This is a genomic window from Bacillus cereus group sp. BfR-BA-01316, from assembly GCF_022664195.1.
GTDB lineage: Bacteria > Bacillota > Bacilli > Bacillales > Bacillaceae_G > Bacillus_A.
Genome location: NZ_JAKUGX010000005.1, coordinates 1 through 25617 on the forward strand (window position 1 = coordinate 1; position 25617 = coordinate 25617).

Here is a 25617-nt window from a genome sequence, read left to right on the forward strand (position 1 = left end):
AGCAAGATGGATGGCTTTGCTTAGGGACAAATCAATGGGTATACTATGATTCAAGTTATATTCAATATGGTGTGCAATAAAGTAAAACTTTAATTGATGAGGATTGTCCACACTGATTATTGGACAATTGACCAATACCAATTGTTTTTTACCAGCAGTTTTACTATAAAAAGGCATCTTACTTGAGATGCCTTTTTATAAAAAAAATATAATTTTTACAAAGTGGATATTAAAAGCATAGTATAATATAATCGATATATTTATAAAAATAATTGGACGTGAAATAAAGGAGAAAAAATATGGAGTATGTGCTAATAGGTGGAATTTTAATATTATTAGCTGCAGTGTTTGTACTGTTTTATAAAAATAAACAGTTAGAATCAGAAAGTCAGCAAGTGGAATTTGAAAAGAAACAAGCGATTGAAACGTATGAAAGTGAAATTGCAGCTACGATTACAGAGCATAAAGAACAACAAAGTACTTTAAAGAATATGGAACAGAAAAAATATAACGATTTACAAGTGAATACAGCTAGAGAACTTGAAAATATGCGTATGATGAAAAATCAATTGGCTGTTCAACATAGTAAAGAACGTAGTGAAATGCAAGATAAGCATAGTAATGAAATACATATGTTTCAAAATTTAATTGCGGATTTACGAGAATATGCCAAAAATGGTGCTGAAGTGAATGCACATGAAACATTACATTATATGAAGCGAGGTTTCGTTGAGCAAGGAATAATACTAGAAGAAGAGTTTCATATTATACCAAACGTTTTTGTGAGAAGTAATAAATATAGAGATAAACGTGGCATAAATGATAATCGAATCCAGCACCTCACCTTATGTAAAACTGGCATTTATTTACTTGAGACGAAAGAATGGACGGGGACATTAATTCATGGTTTAACGAGAAAAAATGCTGGTATATATTCATTTATGATTGAGGAAATTGGTAAGTATCAACATGAAAGTGAAAAAGAAGAGACGTTTGAATTTATTACGGATGGAACTTCATTAACTTTGCAAGTAAGAAATGAAGTGAATCCAGCATATAAAGCGAAAAAATTAGCTCAAACTGTATATGACTATTTGGAAGAAGTGCAAGTAGATATTGTAAAGGAAAAAGTAAAACCTGTTGTATATTTTGAAAATGAGAGTGGAAAAGAAGTTATCGATCTTTCTAATGAAAAATTGCCGAGATTAAAAGATAGAGAGCAAATTGTAGCGTTTTTCAGAAATGAAATTTTAACAGGTAAAGTAATATATACAGCACAAGAACTACAAAAGATTAGACATATGATTGGTCAGATGAATTATGTTATGAAGTGAAAAATAAAGTAGGTGTTATTTGGATGGAGAAAGGTAAAAGCGCTATATTGTGGGGAATGTTGTACGCTTATTTTTGTTTGTATATATTAATGTACATTGTGTTTATTTTTATTATTGATATGGTTCATGTGCCATTGAGTGTAATGAGTATTTTTGTGGTAGTAATGCCTTTTATTTTATTAGTTATTATTCAAAAGTCTATATTACATGTTTCGGCAAGACGTAATAAAGATAAGAAACAACTGTTCACTGTAATGGTGGTGGGTCTTATACTATTGATAGTGTGCACCGTACAATTAGGTATAAATGAATACACTTCAAACTTTAATCAAGAGCGATGGTTAAAGTTTGAAGATAAACGGGTACATATGGTAGATGACCTAATGCAAGAACATAAATTAATAGGGAAATCAAACGAGGAAATTACAAAATTATTAGGGGCCCCTACAGAAACAAGAAGTTTGGAAGAGGGAATTACCACTTTGTACTATCTTGGGAATGAACGTGGTTTCATTCCTATAGATAGTGAATGTCTTGTTTTGCAATTTGATAGAGATGGTAGGGTTATAGAATATAAGGTGCAACGAGATTGAAATAGTGAGAGGAAGAAGCTATACCTTTTATAGCTTCTTTTCTATATTCCAATATAGAAAAAGTAGGCAAATAGTAGTCATTCCTATCTATACGAATGGGGTAGAGTTTGTTATATTGTAAATGGCTATTTAGTTTAGAAGTTTACTAGATAGTATTAAATTTTTTAGATTAGGGAGGGAAGTTAACACGAATTTCGATATAAGCGTGTTAAATAATTATTATGAAAAAAGGATTTTATAATGTTTTAGCTGCATCAATTGTATTTAGTATGGTAACGATTCCAACTTCTTCCTATGCTGACACAGTAGAAAAGACCGTAACAATTTCAACTGACGAGCAAGCTTTAAAAAGTATTGAAACCCATATGAAAGATGAAGATGGGCGTGGAGAGGACAAAGGAATAACAAATGAAGCGCAAGGAGATTTTCTTGTACATATAATAAGTTCAGCACCTTTATATGATTCTGCTGATTTACAAAAAGCGACAGGTGTTCAGATTTCAAATCAAGTAGTGAAAGCTGAGAAACGAAAAGGAAACGCTTACTATGTTGAAACATCATCTGGAGCTGGGTGGATACAAAATAGTGAAGGAAACGTAGAGGTTAAGGAAATTTATCACTTATCAAATGAACAGTTAGTAATTAATGAAGAAACAGCTACATATTCCGCACCATTCAATTCATATAAAGAAGAGAAAGTATTACAGCCGCAAACAATTATTGCAATTGGACAAGCTGGAGAGTGGTTCCAAGTCCAAATAGATAATGAGGTGAAATGGATCTATTCACCTTCAGCAAAATTTGAGGGTACAAAAGCATCTCTTATTCAAAGTACAACCCCAACGCGTACGAAACGTGAAGCGGTTATGTATGCAGCACCATCAGCAGAGAAAACAACGGATATTTACGGTGTACCATTAAAGGAAATGATTGTACCAACAGGAAATGAAAATATTCGTCCAGGTTATGCGATGAAACCAAAATACATTACAATTCATGAGACGGATAATTATAGTGTTGGAGCAAATGCTAGAAACCATGCGCAATATTTATACAGCCAAGCAACAGGAACGACTGATCGTTCAGCATCTTGGCATTTTACAGTAGATGATAAAGAAATTTATCAACATCTACCATTAAATGAAAATGGTTGGCATGCTGGAGATGGAGCAGAAGGAACTGGTAATAGAGAATCAATTGCTATTGAAATAGCTGTCAACCAAGATGGTGATTATAAAAAAGCTGTGGAAAATGCTCGCAAATTAGCGGCTTATTTAATGGGAGAATTAAATATACCTTTAGAAAATGTGAAAAAACATCAATTTTGGAGCGGGAAGAATTGTCCGGCTATTATGATAAAGAATAATGAATGGGAGCCATTCTTACAGGGAACAAAAGCTTATTATGATGCAAATCATAAAGATGATATTACAGGTGGTTGGTACGAAGCGGATATTCGTGAATTAGATAAAAGAGGTATTATGGTTGGAGATGGAAAAGGTTCTTATTGGCCTGAGCGTCTTGTAACACGCGGAGAATTTGCGAATTTAGTTTCAAGATCATTACAATTACCTGAGGGGAAATCGAATTTCAAAGATTTAAACACAGCACATCCATCGCTAGTAGATGGTATTAATCGTGCAGCTAGTGCTGGAATTATAAGTGGACGAGGGAATGACCTATTTGCACCGAATGATACGATTAAACGTGATGAAGCTGTCATTATGATTGATCGAGCGTTACAATACAAAAATATTAAGGGTAATTTAGTTCAATTACCATTTACGGATCAAAATTTAGCGTATGATAAACAAGCTGTCCAACGTGTTTATGGACTTGGAATTGTAAAAGGAAATGAGAACAATGAGTTTATGCCGAAAGGTTCTGCAACACGTGGAGAATCGGCAGCATTTATTAATAGAATGTTAAAAGTAATAGAGAAGTAAATAATAGAAAGGCATTCGCTTTAGCGAGTGCTTTTTTATTTTTCAATATGTTATAGAAAGGGGCTGTGAATTTTGACTGGAATAAGGAATGAAAGCGGAGGTGATGCATATATTTAGATGCATTGGGTAGTTTTTTATAATTTTGTATAAAATGAAAAGGAGGTAAGACGGTGAAAGCGATACCGACTGATGTCCTGAGTAAGGAATTGATGGAAAGAGAAGGGGTTATATCTATTACAGTGAAGGAATTTGAAAAGATAGAGGTGGCCGGAGTTGTTGTCTCTGGACCAGCTGTAATTTTGATTAATCAAGATTAAGTACATATTATCAATATAGAAAAGTAGTAAAAGCATCCGTTTAGGGTGCTTTTTGTTTGTATAGAAGTGTGCATATGATAGATAATTGGGGTATTGGAGGGGGAGTATGTGGCAATTATTATAACAATGTTATTAATGGGAGTTTTATTAGGTTTTGTCGGAGCCGGAGGAGCAGGATTTATCATCGCCATACTCACTCTAGTATTCCATATCCCTATTCATGTTGCGCTTGCAACATCTTTAACTGCTATGGCATTTACAACATTATCTGGAGTAGTAAGTCATTACCGAGAAGGGAATGTTGTGTTTGTAATAGGTGGGATTGTTGGGGGATTTGGAGCAATTGGTTCCTTTATTGGTTCAAAGTTTGGTTCGCTAATACCAGCGCATCTTCTGCACTGGTTTACAGCGGGTATGTTATTTTTATCTGCAATTTTTATGTTTATTCGATTGATTATGTTCCAAAACAGGGAGCAGTCGTCTTTAAAAGAGGGAAAAGAACTTACGAAAGATAACTTGATTAAATGTATATGTCTCGGACTGGTTACTGGAATTTTAGCTGGTTCGTTTGGGATTGGTTCAGCACCCTTTATCCAACTCGGGTTAATGGTTCTATTAGGTTTAACGATCCGTCAATCTGTAGGGACGACAATGCTCGTTATATTACCAATCGCAATTGGAGGTGGGCTTGGATATAGTTCGGAAGGGTATTTAGATTATGTATTATTAGTACAAGTTTTAATCGGGACAATGTTAGGCGCATATATAGGAGCTAAGTTTACAAATTATGCACCTCGCATGCTTCTAAGGTTTTCGATGATTATGACACCAATATTAGCTGGATGTATGTTGTTAGTAGATTAAAGAGAATATATAGAAACGTATTAATATATTTTACGAATGAATTATGTAAGTAATTCATATTTCCCATATAAAAGGATTTGCTTTAATATAATGAGTGTAAAGTTCGAGTATTCGAAGTATTACTTGAATTATATCCCTATCCCTTTTCTAAAAATGCGAACAAGTTTTGCCCTATTCTATTCAATAGTTTATTGTATAGAAATATATTGTTCGATGACCATTATGGAACGCACATAATGGGAAAATCCCGATCCTTAAAGAGGATGCCCCTAATCTTCATGTGAAAATATGATCGGATAAGAAAGCTGGCCAATTTATGGTCAGCTTTCTTTTTGTTCAATAAGTAATTCTTCTTTAATTTCTGTTTGCAATAATAAAGTTTTTCCGAAGCGGCGTTTGCACTCAGCTCTTACCTTTTGAATTGCCAGTAGCTGAGAAGTGGCGGGCACTGTGACAATGGCTTGCCGAGGTTTTCGATTTTCTTCACAAAAGACACACTCCACAACATATTTAGAAATCATATTTTCATCCTTCCATATTGAATTTCTAAGAAGGGACTGCTCATGAAGTTGATGTAATCTTTCGTCATCGTTTTACTTTTTTCCTCTTTTTTCAAGGATAAATATAAAGAAAGATCGAAATTTAATATGGGGGGAGATAGGATGAAAAGATGGATTGGGACGGCAGCTATATGTATGAATGAAAAGAATGAATTTTTAATGGTACTACAAGGAAAAGTAGATGAAGAGAAAAGATGGTCTGTGCCAAGCGGGGGACAAGAAGAGGGAGAAATACTTGAAGAGTGTTGTGTTCGTGAAGTATGGGAAGAAACGGGTTATGAAGTGGAAATTATAGAAAAACTATGTGAAAAGAAAGGGATAACATATGGGGTACCAGTTCATGTGCATTACTATATTGTAAAGTTAATAGGCGGTAACATGAAAATACAAGACCCCGATGAGTTAATACATGAAATAGATTGGAAAGGAATAGATGAAGTGAAAGAATTATCTTTATCGTTTCCAGAAGATTATGATCTATTATATAAATATATAAATAAAAAAGAAAGTGTTTAAACACTTTCTTTTTTAATGTATCCAAGATAAGAAAAGTGGAACAATGACTAAACTAGCTCCGGCTGTTAAAAGCATTGATAAACTTGCAATTGTGCCTTCTACAGGACCGATTTCAAATGCTTTTGATGTTCCGGTTCCATTCGCGCTAGTACCTAGCATTATACCTTTTGCGAGTGCTGTTTTAATGCGGCATATTCGTATGAGCGTAGGACCGAGTAATGCTCCAGTTAAGGCAGTTAATACGACGAAAACTGCTGTTAATTGTGACATGCCACCAATCATTTCTGAAATAGCCATTGCAATAGGTGTCGTTACAATATGTGGTGCTAAACTCTGTTCTATTGATGAATCAATTTGAAAAAAATTAGCTAATAGTGCTGAAGTAATAACTGATAGAAAAGAACCGACAATGACATTAATTAAAATAGCAGTTCCATGTTTTTTTAATAGATCAAAATATTTATAGATTGGCCATGCGAAAGCAACCGTTGCAGGTTTTAATAATTCTGTTAGCCAATGACTACCAGATTCGTAGGTTTCGTATGGTGTATCTAATCCGAGTAATAAAGCAATTAAAATGATTGGGCATACAAGAAGGGGAGAAAGTAAGCTCCAATTCCAGCGTTGATACATTTTTTTAGATACCCAATATGTGAATAGTGTTAATAGTAAACAAAGAAAGCCGATCATTGTGTTGATCCTTTCCGCTTTAATAGCAATTCTGTTAAAAGTCCTGTTACGAGAGTGACACAAAGTGTACTAATCACGATAATTAAAATGAGATCGATTCCATATTGTGATAATGTATCTTTGTAACGAATGACAGCGACTGCAGAAGGGATGAAAAATAAAATAAGTTCTTTTAATAAAAAGTCTGCGCCGTCTTGTATCCATTCTTTTTTCACTATGTTAAATTTTAATGATATTAACAATAAAAAAATACCGATTATACTTCCTGGAACTGGGAGGTGTGCCTGTTTTGCAATCCATTCACCTGTCCAAGCGAAACAAAATAATAATAAAATTTGTCCGCTTAACTTCCACCATTTCATACAGTAACCACCTCTTTGTTTTTTACATAAAAATTGTAAAAAATAATTAACAATTTCTACTATACGTTCATTCGAAAAATTTGTCTAATATATAAATTATATGTTATTAATATATTAGATGTATTAATCGAAAGTGAAAAGGGTGTCCAAAATGGAATTACGGCATTTGCAATATTTTGTTGTAGTGGCAGAGGAATTGCACTTTGGACGAGCGGCTGCTCGTCTACAAATGACACAACCACCACTTAGTCAACAAATTCAGCAATTAGAAAAAGAAATGGGAGTTATGTTATTTTCAAGAACGAAGAGAAAGGTTGAATTAACAGAAGCAGGAGGAATGTTTTTAAAAGAAGTAAAAAAAGCGTTTGAACAAATTGAAAAAGCAGTAGAAGTTGCACAAAGTGCTCAAAGGGGAGAAGTTGGATCACTTTCAATTGGTTTTGTAGGTGCGGCGATATATGATATTTTACCGTCAATTGTCAGGGAGTATAGAAAGAAATTTCCAAGAGTGTCTGTTGCATTACATGAATTGTCAACACCGGATCAGGTGCATGCACTTCATGATAATCGAATCGATATTGGATTTTTACGTCCGCCAATTCCAACGCAATTACTTGAGTTAGAACCAATTCAAAAACTTTCGTGTACGTTATGCTTACCGAAGGCGCATCCACTTGCTGAAAAGGACGAAATACATATCGAAGATTTAAGGGATGAACCGTTCGTATTTATTACGAGACCAGTATGGCCAGCGTTATACGATACAATTTTATCACTTTGCCGCGATGTCGGTTTTAGTCCGCACATTGTACAAGAAGCAACGGAGTATCAAACTGTCATGGGGCTTGTAGCAGCAGGTATTGGAATTACAGTAATACCTGTATCCGCAAATAAATTGTATAAAACAGAAGTTGTATATAAAGAGTTATGTGATTCTAATTTTGTTGCAGAAATGTCAGTGGCTTATAAAAAAATGAATAACAATCCAGAGTTGTTAGAGTTTTTGAAAATTGCAAGAGAGAAAAAAAGGATTGAAGTGGAAGATGCGAAGGCTGAATAGTTGATGAAGTTACAAGGCAGTCATGATAATTAAGTTATATAAAGATTCACTTCGTTAAACAAAAAACGGAAATGTAACTAAAGTGCATTTCCGTTTTTTGTTTTTTTGTTCAATGCTAAAGAGGTAAATATGCTTGGTTTCTAGGACTAAAGTCTTAGAAAAGATTCCGATTGAAGTGCGATGTTTAAAATGTCATATTTTCATACACTAGTAGTATAGAATGCGTATGTTATGAAGTAAGGTAGGGGAAGGGATCTATGTCTTTATGTCGGTTAGCGAGAAAAAATATACAAACATTTGCTGCCAAAAGGTTAAAACAATTTATGTGGATTGCTATGAATACAATGATTTGTTTTTTTATGATATCATTCCGATTCAATGAAGCTGTAATAAGTAAAGTGGGATATACACCTATATTTGTAAAGTGGTTTTATGCTATGTTTCTATTTGTAGTTTTTGTATGTATTTTCATTACATATAAAATGACAACCTCTCTTTTACAGGTAAGAAGAGAGGAGTTTAAATCGTATGAAGTAGTGAAGATGACAAGAAAAGAAATGTTATGTTTATTATGTCAGGAGCAATTATTAATTTACGGAGGAGCTTTTGTTTTCGGATTAATTCATGGTATGTTATTTTTGAAATTATTTATTATTATTTTTATGAAAGCAGTAGGAATCCAAGGAGTAACAAATGCACCGATTACGACGTATGCGATAATGGTAACAGCAGTTGTTATGATAACCGTCATTATAATATCAATGTGGCAATGTTGTAGGTTTACACAAAGGTTAAAGGGTGAAAAGTCATATGAAACAAGGAGAAAGGCATGAGAAATCATGGCTTTTTCTTCATTTTACACATGTTATTAATCATGATACAGTGGGAAGAACTGAAAAAAAAGAGTTAAGAAGAAAGGTTGTATGGAATGATAAATGAGCAAGCGATCGTAAAAGTTGATCGATTAACAAAACGAATTGGTTCAAAGACGTTAGTAGAAAATATTAGTTTTGAAGTGAAAAAAGGTGAAGTAGTTGGCTTATTAGGACCAAATGGTGCTGGAAAAACGACATTAATGCGAATGATGGTCGGAATGATTCGTATGACAGAAGGAGAAGTATGGATTGATGGTCAATCTGTAAAACAGCAATTTGAAAAAACTGCTGCGAAAATTGCACATGAACAAGGAAAAGCTGTTCTTGTCTCTAGTCACTTACTTTCAGAAGTTGAACTAATGTGTGACAGGGTTATTATTATTCAGCACGGAGAATATGTCGCAACTCAAAATATTCAAAGTGATAAAAAGGAAGAAACTGAAAAGATACATATACGTGTAGATGATGCGAATAAAGCAGCTGAAGTTTTAGAGTACGATGTTTTAGTAAAAGGTAATGAATTAATTATAAATGTGAAAGATGAAGAAATCCCAAATGTTCTTCGTACATTGATCGAGAAAAACATTCAAGTTTATCGTGTATATGAAGAAAGAAAAACGCTAGAAGAGCAGTTTTTAGAATTAACAGGGGGAAAAGATATTGTTTAATTTAGTTTATAACGAGCTGTATAAAATATTTAAGCGAAAGCGAACGATTATTCCTTTTGCAGTTATTGCGGTATTAATTATTGGGTTAGGATGGGTTACGGTAAAGTATTTAGAGCCAGAAACAAAAGGATGGAAAGCGGATTATACAGAACGCACTGTAGAAATTGAGAAAAAGCTCGGCATGAAAAAAGAGGATATTTTAACGGAAAAGTCAGGAGACGAGATTGTAAAGGAATACCAGCTTAAAATGAAGCATTTAGATACGAATACAGCGCCAGCAAGTAGTTCTCCACTTTCTTTCATGAGAGATACTGGCTTTATTGTTTTTCCTATTTTACTTCCGTTTATTCTCGTATATGCGAGTACAATTTTTGCGAATGAATATAGCTGGGGAACATATAAATTTTTAACGATTCGTCCAGCGAGCAGATTTAAAATTTTAACATCGAAATTTTTGGCCATCGTTATATTTGCGGCATTATTATTTATCTTTAATATGATTTTTTCAACATTATGTGGGCTAATTGTTTATAAATTCCAACAACCATCCTGGACTGAATTTATCGTTCAAGACGGAAATATTATAAAACAAAACATTTTCGTGGAAGCAAGTAAATATTATATTTTATCTTGGTTACCAACTCTTGTATATGCTGCATTTGCTTTTATGATTTCTGTTTTAACGAGATCAAGTGGAGGTGCAATTGGTATTTCTTTATTTCTTGCTTTATCAGGAGGAATAGCGCTAATTCCAGCAGCAAGATATGAATGGGCGAAATATTTATTACCAGCGAATACAGATTTATATGGGCTTTTAAAGGGTGGAAGCTTTATTGATGGAGTAACATTCCCATTTGCTTCTTGTATGCTTTTTCTATACTTAGCTGTATTTTTAGGGGTTTCCTATACTGTATTTATAAAACGAGATTTAACAGCATAAGCAAAAGCCGTTAAGGGTAACTTAACGGCTTTTTGTTTGCAATAATTGATGAATAGCTCCTTCGGCTAATAAGGCGAAATACTCCGCGCTAATAGGCAATGCTTTTTCATCTACTGTAAAAGCTGGATGATGCCATTCATGTGTACCACTTGTTCCCATAAAGACGAATGAACCTGGTGTTTCTTGTTGGTAAAAAGAAAAATCTTCTCCTGCCATTGATGGTGTAGGAGAGATAACGTTTAGGTCCATTTGCTCTGCAATTTGAACAGAAAGATTAGTGAGTACTTTATCGTTATGAACAGCAGGAGGACCTGGGTAAAATCGAAACTCTGTTTTTACACCTAGTGCATCAGAAATACCTTTAATGATACGTTCCATTAGTGCTGGAATCTTTTCACGTGTTTCAGCTTGGAATGTACGAACAGTTCCTTCTAATGTAGCTTTTTCAGGAATAACGTTCCACGTATTCCCTGAATGAATGTTTGTTACACTTACGACAGCGTTATGAGAGGAACTAATATTTCGGCTTACAATTGTTTGAAGTGCCATAACGATTTGAGATGATGCAACGATAGGATCGACGCCGGCATCAGGCACAGCTGCATGTGTTCCAACACCATGAATTTCAATTTCAAATCGATCTACTCCAGCCATTAGTGGACCGTCTTTAATACCGATTGTACCTACTGGTAAATCGGGCTTATTATGCATACCAAACACGGCTTGCACATTCTTTAAATGTCCAGCTTCAACAACTTTACATGCTCCGTTTCCACTTTCTTCAGCAGCTTGGAATATAAAGCGAACAGTTCCGTTAAGAGAAGCTTCTTTTTCTTTTAATAAGTAAGCCGCTCCCAACATAGCAGCTGTATGAAAATCATGCCCACAAGCATGCATTTTACCTTGTATTTTTGAAGTGTATGGAAGGTCTGTTTCTTCCTGGATAGGAAGGGCATCGATATCAGCACGAAGCGCTACAACTGGTCCGTTTTTATTACCAGCAATTTCAGCGATAATTCCTGTTTCTAAGTTGGAATCAATAATAGTGATATTGGCCTCTTCTAACCAATTTTTTATCGCTTTTGTCGTTTCAAATTCTTCGTATGATAGTTCTGGATTTTCATGTAAATGCCGACGAATGGAAATAAGTTTTTCTGTTAATTGATCTGGGATAGATGCCACTTATTATACCCTCTTTCTTAAGTGAAATATTTGTATTCATTATATAACACAATAATAAAAGAGAGGATTCTCAAATGAAAATCCTCTCTCGTTTATGCCGCAACTTTTTTATGAGTATGCTGTTTTCTATACCGTCCACGCATTGCATAGGCAATTTGCGGGATTGCGATACCGATTAAAATAAGTGATACACCGTACCATTGTGAAGATAGTACAGCTTCTTTTAAAACGAATACCGACATAATTGTTGTAACTGGTAGTTCCGCTGCGCCAAGAATAGTTGCTAAGCCAGATCCGATTTTTGGAATACCGATTGTAAAGGCAATGGACGGAATAACGATACTAAATATTCCTAATCCTAAGCCGTATTTCCAAAGGCCTTGAGAAATCGTTCCGTTAAAAATAAATGTTGGCGGGAATACGATCATGACTAAAGTTAAAGCACCAGCCATTAAAAGGACACCGCGTGGTAATGAAGGTACTTCAACGGCAACTTTACCACTTACAAAAATGTATGTTGCAAATGTAATAGCAGATAATAAGCCTAAAATGATTCCAGTCATATCGAAATCACCTGCTGATTTTTCTAATAACCCGCTTGATAAAAATGTACCTGCAAGTAAGAAGATAACCGAGATAACTTTTTCTTTTGAAGGCAATGTTTTCGTTGCGACCGCCTCAATGATAATCCCAACCCAAACGAACTGGAATAAAAGTATAATTGCAATTGAAGCTGGTACAGTTTTTAAGGAAGCGTAATAAAAAATCCCAGTAAAACTTGCAGACGTTCCTGCGACGAATAAAATTAACATTTGTTTCAGTGGAACACGATGTCTAGAAAATAGAAGTGTAATAGCAAGTAAAATAATCCAACCGAACAAATACTGGCTACCAATTACCTCTCCAAGTGAAAATCCTTCTGCATATGCAAGTTTAACAAAAATAGCTAAAACCCCATAACTACACGCTCCTAATAAAACTAAAAGAGAATAACGAAGCATGAAAAATTCCTCCCATCTATATGAAATTGTTCCGTAACGGACATATATAACTAGAGGGAAGTATACAAAATTAAAAATGAAGGGTCAAATGAAAGAAAAATGAAAAATTTTATAGAATAATAATAAAAGTATGATATTTATGCATAATCTTGAAATTTATAATAATTAAAGTATTGTAAAATCAGCTTTATGTTGTATAAAGATAGCATTTGAAAAAAATTTTTTAGGGTCGATATGTGTGAAGTTAATTGTAATGTGCTAATGATTTGAGAAACTGTGGAACCTTTGTTATGTTAGTAACAATTAGAAAGAGTTTCATAATTCAATTGAGATTTTTCTATATAATAGAAGGAAATAAAAACGTTTTATCCCGCGTTAACGGGCAGTAAGACTCCCACCTCAAAATTCGGCTGGAGCAAAGAAGTTAGATGGGAGATCAACTGCCCGTAAACGCCCGATTGGTTCAACTAATAATCAGTGGGATGAACAAAACCCCACTGATTAAAGTTTCACTTTATTAGAAACTGTGTGAAAGGGTAGTTTTTCTTATTATCACGTTGGAAACGTGAGTTCACGAATTGTTCATAGTATTTTTATGTGTTTTTGCTACAATATGTAAGGAGAGGAGTGGAATCATGCAAGATATTAGTATTTTTTTAGCGTTTGGAGCTGGGTTCCTATCATTTATATCCCCATGTTGCTTACCGCTTTATCCGGCATTTTTATCATACATAACAGGTATGTCGGTTTCTGAATTGAAAGAAGAAAATGCAATGCTTCGCAAAAGAAGTATGATACATACAGCATTTTTCTTACTTGGGTTTTCTATTATATTTATCGCAATTGGATTTGGTACAAGTTTTATCGGAGGAATCTTTACGAATTATAAAGATTTAATTAGGCAGTTAGGTGGTATATTTATCATTGTGTTCGGTCTTATTATTGTCGGTGTGTTTAAGCCGAAGTTTTTAATGCAAGATCGTAAATTTACTTTTAAAAATCGTCCGAGTGGTTATTTTGGTTCAGTTCTAATTGGATTGGCATTTGCTGCAGGATGGACACCTTGTACAGGGCCTATTTTAGTGTCTGTAATTGGATTAGCTGCAACAAATCCAGAATCGGCAATGATTTATATGATTGCTTACATACTTGGATTTGCTATCCCGTTTTTCGTACTTTCATTCTTTATTACGAAAATGTCTTGGATTAAAAGAAATAGTATGGCGTTCATGAAAATAGGAGGATACATTATGATTGTCATGGGGGTCTTTCTATACTTTAACTGGATGACGAAAATTATCGTATATTTCTCAAGTTTATTTGGTGGATTTACCGGTTTTTAGTATTATTCTGTGAAAATGTTGGAAATACTAACGGAAAAGCATATAATGAAATTATATTTTGCGTATAGCCACAAAAAAAGGATGAGAAAATATGAACATAGTTCTTTTATCAAGTATCGTTGCTGTTTGTATGGCTGTTGGTGCGATGTTTATTCGTTTAAAAGCAGCTAAGAAACCTGCAACATTGAAAAAAATTATACTCCCACCGTTTTTTATGAGCACAGGAGCACTGATGTATGTTTTTCCAGAATTTCGATTAACTCCAGCAGAAATGTTAGAAGCGATTGTCGTTGGTCTATTTTTCTCTATTTTTCTTATTAAAACATCTAAGTTTGAAATACGCGGACAAGAGATTTATTTGAAGCGTTCAAAAGCATTTGTATTTATTTTAATTGGATTACTTGTAGTGCGTATTGTGTTTAAAACATACTTAAGCCAATCTCTTGATTTAGGACAACTTAGCGGCATGTTCTTCTTACTTGCATTCGCAATGATTGTTTCATGGAGAATTGCGATGTACCGTTCCTTTACAAAATTACAGAAGGAAATGGAAAAAGAAGACGGTTTTTATAATGAAAAAGATATGAAGCTAACGTAAAAACTGTATATGTATAAAATAAAAAGACAGCGTCAAAGACGCTGTCTTTTTATTGGTATTGTTAACATCTTCTGTCCCAACCACGACGTATAAAACGTTTACCATTGATGTTAACTTGTTGAAAATAGGGGAAAAAATGAAGATTATTTTGCAAGTAAAGTTTTATAGTTAGAATAATCAATCTCTTTTTCTTGTAGTTTCTTAATTAAAAATTTATGATCGCGCTTCGGTGTAGCAACGATATATCCTTGTATGATTAAATCTTGTGTAATTTTTGGAGCGTTTTCCTTTATTGCAAGTTCCCCAATTTTACCAGCAATTTTTGATTTAGCAACATCGCGAAATAGTTCAGGAACAGGGCTTACGAGTTCTTCTAATAATTGTTTCTGCTCGTTATCCCATAAGTGTCGTGTTTGATCAATGTAGTGTTGCTCCCAATCTAAAATGGACATACCATCTTCTTTTGGTAATCGTTTTAGGAATTTTCTGAACATAAAATATCCACCAATAGACATAAGTCCTAATAATACAACAGTCCAAACGACAATAAACCAACTAAACCATCCTTCTAGCAATCGTATTCCCCCTTAACGAAAGCAGTTTTCTTTTATTTATATTATAAACAGTGAGATTCATAGAAAGCAAGAACGCTTGATCATTTTGACCAAGCGCTGTGATTTAAACGAAGTATAGTTGTTCAACACATAAAATATCATTGTCATTTTCTACATATTCAATGATGAGTGTGCCAACTTTACGATCTTTATCTTCAGTTGTGAAAATAGAGTAAGAAGTAAAACGTGTTGTTGATAGGCCGCTTATATGTGTAGGTAAAGAAATGTAGTCGTTATCGCGGAAGAATTCCATCAGTTCAATATCTTCAAATTCTTTTCGGTCAACTTGTTTGTTTGTATAGCGGCGTTGAAGTTGTTTTAAAGATTCATTCCAAGAAATTGCTTTTGTGTCGTATACCATTGTTCTATCTCCTTACTGTATGTAATTATTAAGAACATACGTTCTAAGCTAGTATACTCTTTTTATAAGAAAAGGGAAAGCAAAAAATAATGTAAGCTTGGATTTCCAAGCTTACATTATTTTTGAGTCCATCATAATCTCTATTTTTTATTATAAGTTAGATAAGTATAAGAAACAAGATGATATATATTTTGTTGATAGTTTTCAAAATTCTGTTTATTATTTATGTATTACAGTACAAGGGAATGAGAGGGATGACATACGTAATTTCACTCCAAGGACCGATGGCAAGTGGAAAAACAACATTGGCAAAAAGGTTAGAGCAACATGGGCTTTCGGTTATATATGAAAATCCATATCCAATTGTAGAAAAAAGAAAAGAATTGCATTTAGATATGAACTCAAAAGAGGGATTTATTAAAAATCAAAAAATGTTTATTGAAGCAAAAATAAAAGAGTTTCAAAATGTGAAAAGTTCAGTCATGATTTTTGATCGCGGACCAGAAGATATTGAATTTTATACACTCTTTTATCCGAAGATGATAGGGAAAGAGTGGGATATAGAAACAGAATTAAAAGATGAATTGTATAAATTAAGAGAATGCCGTTCGGATGCAATTTTTTATTTAGATGTTTCGAAAGAGAGTTTGTATGATAGAAAAAATAATGATAGGGCAAGAAATCGAAGTACATTTGAGGAACAATTTAAATTAGTAGAAGTTGAAAAAGAATGGTATAAACAATTTCCCGTAACTTATGTGGACACTAATATATTATTAGTGGACGAATTAGAGGCATATCTTATAGGGTGGCTAAGGAAGAAAAGGCTATGAAAAAAATATTATTATTCGTATACCCAACATTTGCGGAGTTTGAAATTACGGTAGCAACGGCATTGCTGAAAAATAAATATGAGATCATTACAGCAGGTTTAACAAAAGAAATAATTATAAGTGAAACGGGCTTGCAAGTACAGCCGCACATAGAATTAAATGAAGTGCGTGTGGAAGAGTATGAGGGTATTATTATTCCGGGCGGAGATGAAATACATATGAAAGAGGCAGAACTGCTTTTTTCAGTTATTCGTCAATTTTCTGAGCAAGAAAAATTAGTGGCAGCGATTTGTGCTGGACCGTATGCGTTAGCAAGAGCAGGTTTACTAAAAAAAATTTCTTATACAGTGACCATAGATTATCAAAAATTAGATTGTTTTCCAGTAGAAAATTTTGTGTATACAGAAGTTGTACAGCACGCAAATATTATTACAGCACAAGGACATGCATTTGTGCCATTTGGACTAGCGATTGCCTCTTATTTTGGAGTAGTGAATGAACATGATACAAATTTTTATCGTGGAAAGGGCAATATAATGATGGAGAATCTTTTACCGGAAAACGTGTAAAAGCTAGCAAATGCTAGCTTTTTTCCTTTTTACATCGATAAATCACTAACGTTTTCGGATCGCTCCAAATACCGTCATGAATTGTTAATTCATTTTCTATTTCTTTTTTCAGCCAGTCCTTCATTTCGGTGTGAAGAGACATATTATCAGGTATATTCAGCGACGGAAACATGCTAGAAATATAGTTTACGATTGGAGTGGCGCGATGAAAAACAAGTGCATTATGAATAATTGTTTCTTCAACAGTTGGAAAAACAGAGTGTAATAGCTCTTTACCATTCTCTAAACAAAATGGAGCTGCTGACGGTGATGTTTTTGGTAAATCAAATGCGACTAACATTTTGTTACACATTTCATCTATACGAGGCAATGAAACTTTAGAGTTTGTTGTAGCTAAAAGGGCGCCGCCAGGACGAATTACTTTATGGAATCCTTGAATAGTTTTTTCGACATCTTTCATGTGGTATAACATATGTCTTGCGATTATCCAATCATAACAATTAGCTTCGAAAGGAAGTTTACTAGCATCGCCGAGTTTCCATTCGATCATATTATTCTGTATAGCCGCTTCAGAAAGCATGGTTTCTGATTGGTCAAAGCCAGTTAACGGGCCTTTATGACCATTGTTTTGCAAAAGGGAAAGGAATTTTCCGTTAGCACAACCGACCTCTAATATTTTTTCTTCCCCTTGAAGTTGTAAATGTTCAATGACGACTTCATCTACATTCACTTGTTTCTCTTCGAAATGTTTATGCGTATCGATACGTGTTTGTAAATGGTTACTCACGTTGTATTGGCGTTTTACATCATTCATTTTTTCACATTCCACCTTTATGCAAAATTGCTGGATCGCATGTGTTAATACGTCTGTTTTCCTTAAAGCTTCGTAATGGAGTGCGTCTTCAAACCTTGCAAGTAATTTTTCTTCAATTCGAAAATGAATATCTTTTCGCTTCGCCACTGAAATCTCGCCCCTTTGCATCTGTTAGTGAGACTATAGCACGTCTGAAAAAAATCTGTAAATAAATTGTGTACACAAGTATGAGAGAGATAAAAAAATGCTTGAATAATATTTTAAACTATTGACGGTTTAACCGTTTTCATATATTCTTAAATTAAGTAATATTCAAATAATTCAAAAGAAATGAGAGAGTCACATGCTTCTTCAAGGAACACATCGAATTGGTCGTATGGCCATGCTGTTGGCGCTTGCGGATGAGAATGAAAGCCCTGTATTATCTATTCCAAAAGGTTGGAAATATTGTACTGGGAAAGTTGGTTCTATGAATTCGCAAAAAGTAGTAGCAGCAATGGAAACAGCGGCTAAGAGCAACCGAGTTATTGAAACAGATGTTTACAGAGAAACACATGCACTTTATCATGCAATTATGGAAGCTTTGTACGGAGTGACGAGAGGTCAAATTCAGTTAGCAGACGTTCTTCGTACAGTAGGACTTCGCTTTGCGATTGTGCGCGGTACACCATACGACGGAAAAAAAGAAGGCGAATGGGTTGCTGTTGCACTTTATGGAACGATTGGTGCACCTGTAAAAGGATCTGAGCATGAGGCGATTGGTTTAGGAATTAATCACATATGATTTGCCCATAGTCTATTAGTTAGAAGGGGGCCTTATTTTTTAGGACAGAAGTCTGTCTTAAAAAGATAAGGTCCCCTTTTGCCTTTATAAGGAGGAAAAAGAATGATTACGTTAACAGGACACACATTGACAGTTGAAGAAATGAAGAGGTTGTTACTTGAAGGTGAAGGTGTAACAGCTTGTCCAAATAGTATGCAAAAGGTAGCGGAGTGCCGCGAAGTAGTTGAGAAAATCGTGGAGGACGGAAAAGTCGTTTACGGTATTACAACTGGATTTGGAAAGTTTAGTGATGTGCTTATTCAAAAAGATGATGTAAAGGCACTTCAGCACAATTTAATTCAATCACATGCGTGCGGAATAGGCGATCCATTCCCGGAAGAGGTATCACGCGGTATGTTAATTTTACGAGCGAACACGATGTTAAAAGGAGTATCTGGTGTTAGACCGCTTGTTGTAAATATGCTTCTTGAGTTTGTAAATCGTAAAATTCATCCAGTCGTTCCGCAACAAGGTTCACTAGGAGCGAGCGGTGATTTAGCACCTTTATCTCATCTTGCTCTCGTTTTATTAGGTGAAGGTGAAGTGTTCTACAAAGGAAAACGAGTTCATGCGATGGTTGCTCTTACAGAAGAAGGACTTGAACCTATTGAACTTGAAGCAAAAGAAGGTCTTGCGTTAATCAATGGTACGCAGGCGATGACAGCGCAAGGAGTTCTTTCTTATATAGAAGCTGAAGCAACGGCTTATCAATCTGAATTAATTGCTTCTATGACAATTGAGGGATTGCGCGGCATTATTGATGCATTTGATGAAAATGTTCATAAAGCACGTGGTTATAAAGAACAAGTAGAAGTAGCAAGCAGAATTCGTGACGTTCTTCATGATAGTAAACTTATTACAAAGCAAGGAGAACTTCGGGTACAAGATGCATATTCACTTCGTTGTATCCCGCAAGTGCACGGTGCTTCTTGGCAAGTTTTAAATTATGTGAAAGAAAAATTAGAAATTGAAATGAATGCAGCAACAGATAATCCGCTTATTTTTGATGGCGGGGAAAAAGTAATTTCTGGTGGTAATTTCCACGGACAACCGATTGCATTTGCGATGGACTTCTTAAAAGTAGGAATGGCGGAACTTGCTAATATTTCAGAGCGTCGTATTGAGCGCCTAGTAAATCCGCAATTAAATGACTTACCACCATTTTTAAGTCCAGAGCCAGGACTTCAGTCTGGTGCAATGATTATGCAATATGCAGCGGCATCACTTGTTTCAGAAAATAAAACGTTAGCACATCCGGCGAGTGTAGATTCCATTCCATCGTCAGCTAATCAAGAAGATCACGTAAGTATGGGAACAATTGCTTCACGTCATGCACATCAAATTATTCAAAATGCAAGACGCGTTCTTGCAATTGAGATGATCTGTGCGATGCAAGCAGCAGAATATCGAGGAATTGAAAACATGAGTACAGTGACGAAGAGCTTCTACCATCAAGGTCGTCAGCAAGTACCTTCTATTACAAATGATCGCATATTCTCAACGGATATTGAAAATATTACGCATTGGTTAAAAACGAATTATTCGATAAAAGAAAGATTAGATGTAAACGCAGCACTATAAAATGAGAAAAGGGAGAGATTGAAATGGAAAATGTAAAACAAACAATTCGTGCGCCAAGAGGTACTGAATTACAAACGAAAGGGTGGGTTCAAGAAGCTGCACTTCGTATGTTAATGAACAATTTAGATCCTGAAGTTGCTGAAAAACCAGAAGAATTAGTTGTATACGGCGGAATTGGCCGTGCAGCTCGTAACTGGGAAAGCTACCATGCAATTGTTGATTCATTAAAAACGTTAGAAAGCGACGAAACGTTACTTGTTCAATCAGGAAAACCAGTTGCAATTTTTAAATCACATGAAGATGCGCCTCGCGTTCTTTTAGCGAACTCAAACTTAGTACCAAAATGGGCGAACTGGGATCACTTCCGTGAACTAGAGAAAAAAGGTCTTATGATGTACGGACAAATGACAGCGGGTAGCTGGATTTATATTGGAACACAAGGGATTTTACAAGGAACATATGAAACATTTGGTGAAGCGGCACGTCAACATTTCGATGGTTCATTAAAAGGTACAGTAACACTTACTGCTGGTTTAGGTGGTATGGGTGGTGCACAACCGCTTGCTGTAACGATGAACGGCGGTGTTGTAATTGCTATTGATGTAGATAAGCGTAGTATCGATCGTCGTATTGAAAAGAGATATTGTGATCTGTATACAGAATCTTTAGAAGAAGCGTTAACTATTGCGAACGAGTATAAAGAGAAGAAAGAACCGATTTCAATTGGATTGCTAGGAAATGCGGCAGAGATTTTACCAGAGCTAGTGAAGCGTAATATTACGCCAGATTTAGTTACGGATCAAACATCTGCTCATGATCCATTAAACGGTTATATTCCAGTAGGTTACACGTTAGAAGAAGCATCGAAGCTTCGTGAAGAAGATCCAGAACGTTATGTACAATTATCAAAAGAAAGTATGAAAAAACATGTAGAAGCAATGCTTGCAATGCAAGAAAAAGGTGCGATTACATTTGATTACGGAAATAACATTCGCCAAGTTGCTTTCGATGAAGGATTAAAAAAAGCTTTCGATTTCCCAGGATTCGTTCCAGCATTTATCCGTCCATTATTCTGTGAAGGAAAAGGACCATTCCGCTGGGTAGCACTTTCTGGTGATCCAGAAGATATTTATAAAACAGACGAAGTTATTTTACGCGAGTTCGCGGATAATGAGCATTTATGTAATTGGATTCGTATGGCACGTCAGCAAGTTGAGTTCCAAGGTCTTCCATCACGCATTTGTTGGCTTGGTTATGGCGAGCGTGCAAAATTTGGCCGCATTATTAATGAAATGGTGGCTAATGGTGAATTATCAGCACCGATCGTTATCGGCCGTGACCATTTAGATTGCGGATCAGTAGCATCTCCAAACCGTGAAACAGAATCTATGAAAGACGGTAGTGATGCAGTAGCAGACTGGCCAATTTTAAATGCATTAATTAACAGTGTAAACGGTGCAAGCTGGGTATCAGTTCACCACGGTGGTGGCGTTGGTATGGGTTATTCACTTCACGCTGGAATGGTTATCGTTGCAGATGGAACAGAAGCAGCGGCAAAACGTATTGAACGTGTATTAACTTCTGACCCTGGTATGGGTGTTGTTCGTCACGTTGATGCAGGTTATGACTTAGCGGTTCAAACTGCGAAAGAAAAAGGCGTTAACATTCCAATGATGAAATAAGGAGGAAGAAACATGCTGGACACTTTACTAATAAATATCGGTCAATTACTAACAATGGATCAAGAAGATGGTTTGTTAAGACGGGAAGCGATGAACACGCTTCCTGTAATTGAAAATGGTGCTGTTGGAATTGAAAATGGCGTAATTACTTTCGTTGGAACAGCCGAAGAAGCTAAAGGATTACAAGCGAAAGAAGTTATTGATTGCGGCGGGAAAATGGTTTCTCCTGGTCTTGTAGATCCGCATACTCATCTTGTATTTGGTGGATCTCGTGAAAATGAAATCGCGCTGAAATTACAAGGAGTTCCGTACTTAGAAATTTTAGAAAAAGGCGGAGGGATTCTTTCGACTGTAAATGCAACGAAACAGGCATCGAAAGAAGAACTAGTTCAAAAAGCTAAATTCCATTTAGACCGTATGCTATCTTTCGGGGTTACAACTGTAGAAGCGAAGAGTGGTTACGGACTAGATGATGAGACGGAATGGAAACAATTAGAGGCAACTGCACAATTACAAAAAGAGCACCCAATCGATTTAGTTTCAACATTTTTAGGGGCGCATGCAGTTCCGAAAGAGTACAAAGGAAGATCGAAAGAATTTTTACAATGGATGCTAGATTTATTACCAGAAATGAAAGAGAAGCAATTAGCTGAGTTTGTTGATATTTTCTGTGAAACAGGTGTGTTCTCTGTAGAAGAATCGAAAGAATTTTTATTAAAAGCGAAAGAGCTTGGCTTTGATGTGAAAATTCATGCAGATGAAATCGACCCTCTTGGTGGTGCGGAAGCAGCGGCTGAAATCGGTGCAGCATCAGCGGACCATTTAGTTGGCGCTTCTGATAAAGGAATTGAAATGCTTGCAAACTCTAATACAGTAGCAACTTTATTACCAGGAACAACTTTCTATTTAAATAAAGAAAGTTTCGCACGCGGCCGAAAAATGATCGATGAAGGTGTTGCAGTTGCTTTAGCTACAGACTTTAATCCAGGTAGCTGTCCAACTGAAAACATTCAGCTTATTATGAGCATTGCGATGCTGAAACTGAAAATGACACCAGAAGAAGTGTGGAATGCTGTAACGGTTAACTCATCTTACGCAATTAATCGTGGTGATGTAGCTGGGAAAATTAGAGTTGGTCGTAAGGCAGATTTAGTTTTATGGGATGCTTATAATTATGCTTACGTACCATATCATTACGGAGTAAGCCATGTGAACACAGTATGGAAGAACGGTAATATCGCATATACAAGAGGTGAACAATCGTGGAGCACGGCCACTATTTAAAGAAAAATGCAAAGTTTATCGATCGTGAAGTGACGAAATGGAGTGAGATGATTAAAGATTGGGAGGAAGGCGTAGAAATATTCGGTGCTGCTTTAATTGGAGCGCCTCTTTCTAAACCGTCTATTAGTCATTCAGGAGCATGTTTTGCACCGAAAACGATTCGTTCAATGTTAGATGCATATAGCACGTACGCAATTACAGAAGAACACGACATGAAAGAAAGTGTTCTTCATGATTGCGGTGATATTACGATGCATGTTACAGATATAAAAGAGAGTCATAACCGAATTGCGAAAACAGTTGGTCATTTGACGAAAGTAAATCCGAAAATGATACCAATCGTTCTTGGTGGTGACCACTCGATTAGTTTTCCGAGTATAACTGGTTTTGCAAATAGTAAAGGGAAGGTCGGTATTATTCAATTTGATGCCCATCATGATTTACGTAATCTAGATGATGGTGGTCCATCAAATGGTACACCGTTCCGTAGTTTGCTAGAAAATGGTGTGATTACAGGAAAACAACTCGTTCAAATTGGGATTCGTAATTTTTCAAATGCACGAGCGTACCATGAATATGCAAAAGAGCATGGCGTGACAGTGTATACAATGAAAGATGTAAGAGAGCGAGAAATAAAAGATCTTATTTCAGAAAGTATTGAAGTATTAAGAAAACAAGGTGTGACTTCTATTTATATTTCTCTTGATATGGACGTACTAGACCAAGCGTTTGCGCCAGGCTGTCCAGCAATTGGCCCTGGTGGAATGGATAGTACAACTTTACTTGATGCAATTGAATTCCTTGGTAAAGAGCCACTAGTTCAAGGGGTGGATATAGTAGAAATTGATCCAACTCTTGATTTTAGGGATATGACGAGTAGAGTAGCTGCGCAAGTGATTATGAGTTTTCTTTTAGCACGAGAAACGATTAGTAAACAGGTTAGTATATAAGCGAAGAATCGTGTGTGTGAAGTTTTGAAGTAACTGTTTCTGTCTTTCATGTTGCACATTATATAAAAATACATCGCTACTTATATGTAGTGATGTATTTTTTTGTTTTACAAGGTATATAAAATTGGAGAAAATGGGTGTGGAAATGTAACAAAATCGCGGGTTTTTTAGTGTTTCTGTACAGCTTGAATTTTTATGTGTAAATAAATTGACATAGAAAATAATTTTGTGATATTATAAAAATTTTGCTAAAAAAATAAATATGTGTTAAGATTGAGAAGGTTACCATATATGGAGGTGGATTATTTGTTTCAAATTGGCGATAACATCGTTTATCCAATGCACGGAGCAGGTATAATTAAAGCCATAGAAGAAAAGGAAATCTCAGGAGAAAAAAAACAGTATTATGTCATAAAAATGTCGGCTAGTAATATGGAAGTAATGATTCCTATGGGAAAAATATTGAGTTCAAATATACGACCAGTTACGGATATAAAGGCATTAACAAACATAATAGATATTTTTCAACATGGAGAATCAGACAGATTACTGACGTGGAAACAAAGGTATAAATTGAATACAGATAAAATAAAAACGGGTAAAATACAAGAAGGTGCTGAAGTTGTACGTGATTTATTACGTATGCAGAAAGAAAAAGCACTTAATGCAAGCGAAAAGAAAATGTTAGATAACGCACATGAATTTTTGATTAGTGAACTGGGATTAATTGAAGGTATCACAGAAAATCAAATAAAAAGCTTTTGTTAAGGTTCATTACAAATAATATATTACATCCCAAAAAAGATCTTGAATTTTTTGGGAATATAATTATAGAAAATCAATCATTTCAAAGACATTCAACTCTTTCAAACCACTTTTAAAGCATTAACCTCTTTTATTATTACTACAATTTAATCCATTTTTATTTTTTAATTTCTTTTACGAATGTTCGAAGTTTAATTAGCTACTTTGATAAAATAGTTACTTAATTTTTGCAATCCTGATTCACACTGGCACGGACAAGGAGCCGTAAGGATGAAAGAGAGGTAGGGCTTTCATTGTTTTAGGTATATATAAGTTTTTATTTTTAGAAGAATACTGAGCCACTCTCATTTCTATTGTTAAGAGATTTTCCATATGTGAGGAGATAATAATTGTTTATTTTCTTTATGTAAAAGAGATAAACGAATTGTTAGCCTTATATGGTCAACTAAAAAAGGTTTCCTAATTAGGAAACCTTTTTAATTTTTGTTTTTA

The 25617-nt window shown here is 35.1% G+C and carries 28 protein-coding genes and 1 pseudogene; 21 read left to right on the plus strand and 8 right to left on the minus strand.

Going from position 1 to position 25617, the window contains the following annotated elements:
• The first annotated feature begins 299 nt into the window (after positions 1–299).
• From MR071_RS05770 to MR071_RS05790, 5 genes are all read left to right on the plus strand, one after another.
• Positions 300–1334 (plus strand): NERD domain-containing protein, encoded by a 1035-nt coding sequence (locus MR071_RS05770; RefSeq protein ID WP_242235368.1) that lies wholly within the window; start codon positions 300–302, stop codon positions 1332–1334.
• 23 nt (positions 1335–1357) lie between these two features.
• Entirely contained in the window at positions 1358–1927 is a 570-nt protein-coding gene (locus MR071_RS05775; RefSeq protein ID WP_105585321.1) for a hypothetical protein, read from the plus strand.
• 221 nt (positions 1928–2148) lie between these two features.
• Positions 2149–3873 carry an S-layer homology domain-containing protein gene (locus MR071_RS05780; RefSeq protein ID WP_242235370.1) on the plus strand — a complete coding sequence of 575 codons (1725 nt, stop codon included), beginning with the start codon at positions 2149–2151 and terminating at the stop codon, positions 3871–3873.
• Positions 3874–4043: 170 nt separating this feature from the next.
• Positions 4044–4190, plus strand: coding sequence for a BC1881 family protein (locus MR071_RS05785; RefSeq protein WP_002146257.1), 147 nt, complete (start codon positions 4044–4046; stop codon positions 4188–4190).
• Positions 4191–4298: 108 nt separating this feature from the next.
• On the plus strand, positions 4299–5054 hold the full coding sequence (locus MR071_RS05790) for a sulfite exporter TauE/SafE family protein (RefSeq protein ID WP_002160876.1): 756 nt from the start codon (positions 4299–4301) through the stop codon (positions 5052–5054).
• Between the two features lie 320 nt (positions 5055–5374).
• Here MR071_RS05790 and MR071_RS05795 read toward each other — a convergent pair whose 3' ends face one another.
• Positions 5375–5575, minus strand: a complete 201-nt coding sequence (locus MR071_RS05795) for a DUF3903 domain-containing protein (RefSeq protein WP_070144415.1) — start codon at positions 5573–5575, stop codon at positions 5375–5377.
• 141 nt (positions 5576–5716) lie between these two features.
• Between MR071_RS05795 and MR071_RS05800 the strand changes: the two genes are divergently transcribed.
• The gene (locus MR071_RS05800) at positions 5717–6130 is read left to right on the plus strand and encodes an NUDIX hydrolase (protein WP_105585319.1); all 414 of its coding nucleotides are present in this window, start codon (positions 5717–5719) and stop codon (positions 6128–6130) included.
• A 12-nt stretch (positions 6131–6142) separates the two neighbouring features.
• Here MR071_RS05800 and MR071_RS05805 read toward each other — a convergent pair whose 3' ends face one another.
• Together MR071_RS05805 and MR071_RS05810 are read right to left on the minus strand one after the other, a co-directional pair.
• Positions 6143–6820 (minus strand): LrgB family protein, encoded by a 678-nt coding sequence (locus MR071_RS05805; protein WP_105585318.1) that lies wholly within the window; start codon positions 6818–6820, stop codon positions 6143–6145.
• Complete coding sequence (locus tag MR071_RS05810) at positions 6817–7182, minus strand: CidA/LrgA family holin-like protein (RefSeq protein WP_000872360.1); 366 nt, start codon at positions 7180–7182, stop codon at positions 6817–6819. Before MR071_RS05810 ends, MR071_RS05805 begins: the two co-directional genes overlap by 4 nt.
• 151 nt (positions 7183–7333) lie before the next feature.
• On the opposite strand from MR071_RS05810, the gene alsR reads away from it, so the two are divergent.
• The 4 genes from alsR (at position 7334) to MR071_RS05830 (ending at position 10725) form a co-directional block, all read left to right on the plus strand.
• Positions 7334–8242, plus strand: coding sequence for an acetoin biosynthesis transcriptional regulator AlsR (gene alsR, locus MR071_RS05815; RefSeq protein ID WP_105585317.1), 909 nt, complete (start codon positions 7334–7336; stop codon positions 8240–8242).
• Positions 8243–8499: 257 nt separating this feature from the next.
• The gene (locus MR071_RS05820; protein WP_105585316.1) at positions 8500–9075 is read left to right on the plus strand and encodes an FtsX-like permease family protein; all 576 of its coding nucleotides are present in this window, start codon (positions 8500–8502) and stop codon (positions 9073–9075) included.
• Positions 9076–9170: 95 nt separating this feature from the next.
• On the plus strand, positions 9171–9785 hold the full coding sequence (locus MR071_RS05825) for an ATP-binding cassette domain-containing protein (protein ID WP_242235375.1): 615 nt from the start codon (positions 9171–9173) through the stop codon (positions 9783–9785).
• Complete coding sequence (locus tag MR071_RS05830) at positions 9778–10725, plus strand: ABC transporter permease (RefSeq protein ID WP_242235377.1); 948 nt, start codon at positions 9778–9780, stop codon at positions 10723–10725. Before MR071_RS05825 ends, MR071_RS05830 begins: the two co-directional genes overlap by 8 nt.
• A gap of 21 nt (positions 10726–10746) precedes the next feature.
• Here the strand turns inward: MR071_RS05830 and MR071_RS05835 are convergent, their stop codons facing one another.
• Both MR071_RS05835 and MR071_RS05840 read right to left on the minus strand, forming a co-directional pair.
• The gene (locus MR071_RS05835; protein WP_105585313.1) at positions 10747–11907 is read right to left on the minus strand and encodes a M20 peptidase aminoacylase family protein; all 1161 of its coding nucleotides are present in this window, start codon (positions 11905–11907) and stop codon (positions 10747–10749) included.
• 92 nt (positions 11908–11999) lie between these two features.
• Positions 12000–12908, minus strand: coding sequence for an EamA family transporter (locus MR071_RS05840; protein ID WP_242235379.1), 909 nt, complete (start codon positions 12906–12908; stop codon positions 12000–12002).
• A 535-nt stretch (positions 12909–13443) separates the two neighbouring features.
• Here MR071_RS05840 and MR071_RS25615 point away from each other — a divergent pair.
• The 3 genes and pseudogenes from MR071_RS25615 to MR071_RS05850 form a co-directional block, all read left to right on the plus strand.
• Positions 13444–13527: pseudogene (locus MR071_RS25615) on the plus strand (peptidase T); the annotation flags it as partial.
• A gap of 16 nt (positions 13528–13543) precedes the next feature.
• Positions 13544–14251, plus strand: a complete 708-nt coding sequence (ccdA, locus tag MR071_RS05845; protein WP_105585311.1) for a cytochrome c-type biogenesis protein CcdA — start codon at positions 13544–13546, stop codon at positions 14249–14251.
• 91 nt (positions 14252–14342) lie between these two features.
• Complete coding sequence (locus tag MR071_RS05850) at positions 14343–14849, plus strand: CcdC family protein (protein ID WP_002160885.1); 507 nt, start codon at positions 14343–14345, stop codon at positions 14847–14849.
• A 143-nt stretch (positions 14850–14992) separates the two neighbouring features.
• Here MR071_RS05850 and MR071_RS05855 read toward each other — a convergent pair whose 3' ends face one another.
• On the minus strand, positions 14993–15424 hold the full coding sequence (locus MR071_RS05855; protein WP_105585310.1) for a DUF2621 domain-containing protein: 432 nt from the start codon (positions 15422–15424) through the stop codon (positions 14993–14995).
• 103 nt (positions 15425–15527) lie between these two features.
• On the minus strand, positions 15528–15824 hold the full coding sequence (locus MR071_RS05860; protein WP_002160887.1) for a hypothetical protein: 297 nt from the start codon (positions 15822–15824) through the stop codon (positions 15528–15530).
• Between the two features lie 254 nt (positions 15825–16078).
• On the opposite strand from MR071_RS05860, the gene MR071_RS05865 reads away from it, so the two are divergent.
• Both MR071_RS05865 and MR071_RS05870 read left to right on the plus strand, forming a co-directional pair.
• A complete protein-coding gene (locus MR071_RS05865) occupies positions 16079–16657 on the plus strand; it encodes an AAA family ATPase (protein ID WP_242235382.1) in 579 nt (192 codons plus the stop codon).
• Complete coding sequence (locus MR071_RS05870) at positions 16654–17226, plus strand: DJ-1/PfpI family protein (protein ID WP_242235384.1); 573 nt, start codon at positions 16654–16656, stop codon at positions 17224–17226. Before MR071_RS05865 ends, MR071_RS05870 begins: the two co-directional genes overlap by 4 nt.
• 13 nt (positions 17227–17239) lie before the next feature.
• Here the strand turns inward: MR071_RS05870 and MR071_RS05875 are convergent, their stop codons facing one another.
• Positions 17240–18187: a class I SAM-dependent methyltransferase gene (locus MR071_RS05875; protein ID WP_105585306.1), complete on the minus strand. Its 948-nt coding sequence runs from the start codon at positions 18185–18187 to the stop codon at positions 17240–17242.
• Between the two features lie 196 nt (positions 18188–18383).
• Between MR071_RS05875 and hutP the strand changes: the two genes are divergently transcribed.
• The 6 genes from hutP to MR071_RS05905 all read left to right on the plus strand — a co-directional run bounded on the left by hutP (position 18384) and on the right by MR071_RS05905 (position 25128).
• Positions 18384–18824: a hut operon transcriptional regulator HutP gene (gene hutP, locus MR071_RS05880; RefSeq protein ID WP_000926519.1), complete on the plus strand. Its 441-nt coding sequence runs from the start codon at positions 18384–18386 to the stop codon at positions 18822–18824.
• A gap of 102 nt (positions 18825–18926) precedes the next feature.
• On the plus strand, positions 18927–20444 hold the full coding sequence (gene hutH / locus MR071_RS05885) for a histidine ammonia-lyase (RefSeq protein WP_242235386.1): 1518 nt from the start codon (positions 18927–18929) through the stop codon (positions 20442–20444).
• A gap of 23 nt (positions 20445–20467) precedes the next feature.
• Positions 20468–22126 (plus strand): urocanate hydratase, encoded by a 1659-nt coding sequence (gene hutU / locus MR071_RS05890; RefSeq protein ID WP_105585304.1) that lies wholly within the window; start codon positions 20468–20470, stop codon positions 22124–22126.
• A 12-nt stretch (positions 22127–22138) separates the two neighbouring features.
• The gene (hutI, locus tag MR071_RS05895; RefSeq protein ID WP_105585303.1) at positions 22139–23410 is read left to right on the plus strand and encodes an imidazolonepropionase; all 1272 of its coding nucleotides are present in this window, start codon (positions 22139–22141) and stop codon (positions 23408–23410) included.
• The gene (gene hutG / locus MR071_RS05900; protein WP_193657768.1) at positions 23389–24360 is read left to right on the plus strand and encodes a formimidoylglutamase; all 972 of its coding nucleotides are present in this window, start codon (positions 23389–23391) and stop codon (positions 24358–24360) included. Before hutI ends, hutG begins: the two co-directional genes overlap by 22 nt.
• Positions 24361–24666: 306 nt before the next feature.
• On the plus strand, positions 24667–25128 hold the full coding sequence (locus MR071_RS05905) for a CarD family transcriptional regulator (protein WP_181149476.1): 462 nt from the start codon (positions 24667–24669) through the stop codon (positions 25126–25128).
• The last annotated feature ends 489 nt before the right edge of the window (positions 25129–25617 follow it).

What these genes read in the sequence shown, in the direction of transcription:
- ccdA (WP_105585311.1), top strand. Translation starts at nt 13,544, where the DNA reads ATGCAAGATATTAGTATTTTTTTAGCGTTTGGAGCTGGGTTCCTATCA.
- MR071_RS05775 (WP_105585321.1), top strand. Translation starts at nt 1,358, where the DNA reads ATGGAGAAAGGTAAAAGCGCTATATTGTGGGGAATGTTGTACGCTTAT.
- MR071_RS05810 (WP_000872360.1), bottom strand. Translation starts at nt 7,182, where the DNA reads ATGAAATGGTGGAAGTTAAGCGGACAAATTTTATTATTATTTTGTTTC.
- MR071_RS05795 (WP_070144415.1), bottom strand. Translation starts at nt 5,575, where the DNA reads ATGATTTCTAAATATGTTGTGGAGTGTGTCTTTTGTGAAGAAAATCGA.
- hutH (WP_242235386.1), top strand. Translation starts at nt 18,927, where the DNA reads ATGATTACGTTAACAGGACACACATTGACAGTTGAAGAAATGAAGAGG.
- MR071_RS05825 (WP_242235375.1), top strand. Translation starts at nt 9,171, where the DNA reads ATGATAAATGAGCAAGCGATCGTAAAAGTTGATCGATTAACAAAACGA.
- MR071_RS05770 (WP_242235368.1), top strand. Translation starts at nt 300, where the DNA reads ATGGAGTATGTGCTAATAGGTGGAATTTTAATATTATTAGCTGCAGTG.
- hutU (WP_105585304.1), top strand. Translation starts at nt 20,468, where the DNA reads ATGGAAAATGTAAAACAAACAATTCGTGCGCCAAGAGGTACTGAATTA.
- MR071_RS05780 (WP_242235370.1), top strand. Translation starts at nt 2,149, where the DNA reads ATGAAAAAAGGATTTTATAATGTTTTAGCTGCATCAATTGTATTTAGT.
- MR071_RS05865 (WP_242235382.1), top strand. Translation starts at nt 16,079, where the DNA reads ATGACATACGTAATTTCACTCCAAGGACCGATGGCAAGTGGAAAAACA.
- hutP (WP_000926519.1), top strand. Translation starts at nt 18,384, where the DNA reads ATGCTTCTTCAAGGAACACATCGAATTGGTCGTATGGCCATGCTGTTG.
- MR071_RS05840 (WP_242235379.1), bottom strand. Translation starts at nt 12,908, where the DNA reads ATGCTTCGTTATTCTCTTTTAGTTTTATTAGGAGCGTGTAGTTATGGG.
- MR071_RS05870 (WP_242235384.1), top strand. Translation starts at nt 16,654, where the DNA reads ATGAAAAAAATATTATTATTCGTATACCCAACATTTGCGGAGTTTGAA.
- MR071_RS05820 (WP_105585316.1), top strand. Translation starts at nt 8,500, where the DNA reads ATGTCTTTATGTCGGTTAGCGAGAAAAAATATACAAACATTTGCTGCC.
- MR071_RS05805 (WP_105585318.1), bottom strand. Translation starts at nt 6,820, where the DNA reads ATGATCGGCTTTCTTTGTTTACTATTAACACTATTCACATATTGGGTA.
- alsR (WP_105585317.1), top strand. Translation starts at nt 7,334, where the DNA reads ATGGAATTACGGCATTTGCAATATTTTGTTGTAGTGGCAGAGGAATTG.
- MR071_RS05800 (WP_105585319.1), top strand. Translation starts at nt 5,717, where the DNA reads ATGAAAAGATGGATTGGGACGGCAGCTATATGTATGAATGAAAAGAAT.
- MR071_RS05860 (WP_002160887.1), bottom strand. Translation starts at nt 15,824, where the DNA reads ATGGTATACGACACAAAAGCAATTTCTTGGAATGAATCTTTAAAACAA.
- hutI (WP_105585303.1), top strand. Translation starts at nt 22,139, where the DNA reads ATGCTGGACACTTTACTAATAAATATCGGTCAATTACTAACAATGGAT.
- MR071_RS05850 (WP_002160885.1), top strand. Translation starts at nt 14,343, where the DNA reads ATGAACATAGTTCTTTTATCAAGTATCGTTGCTGTTTGTATGGCTGTT.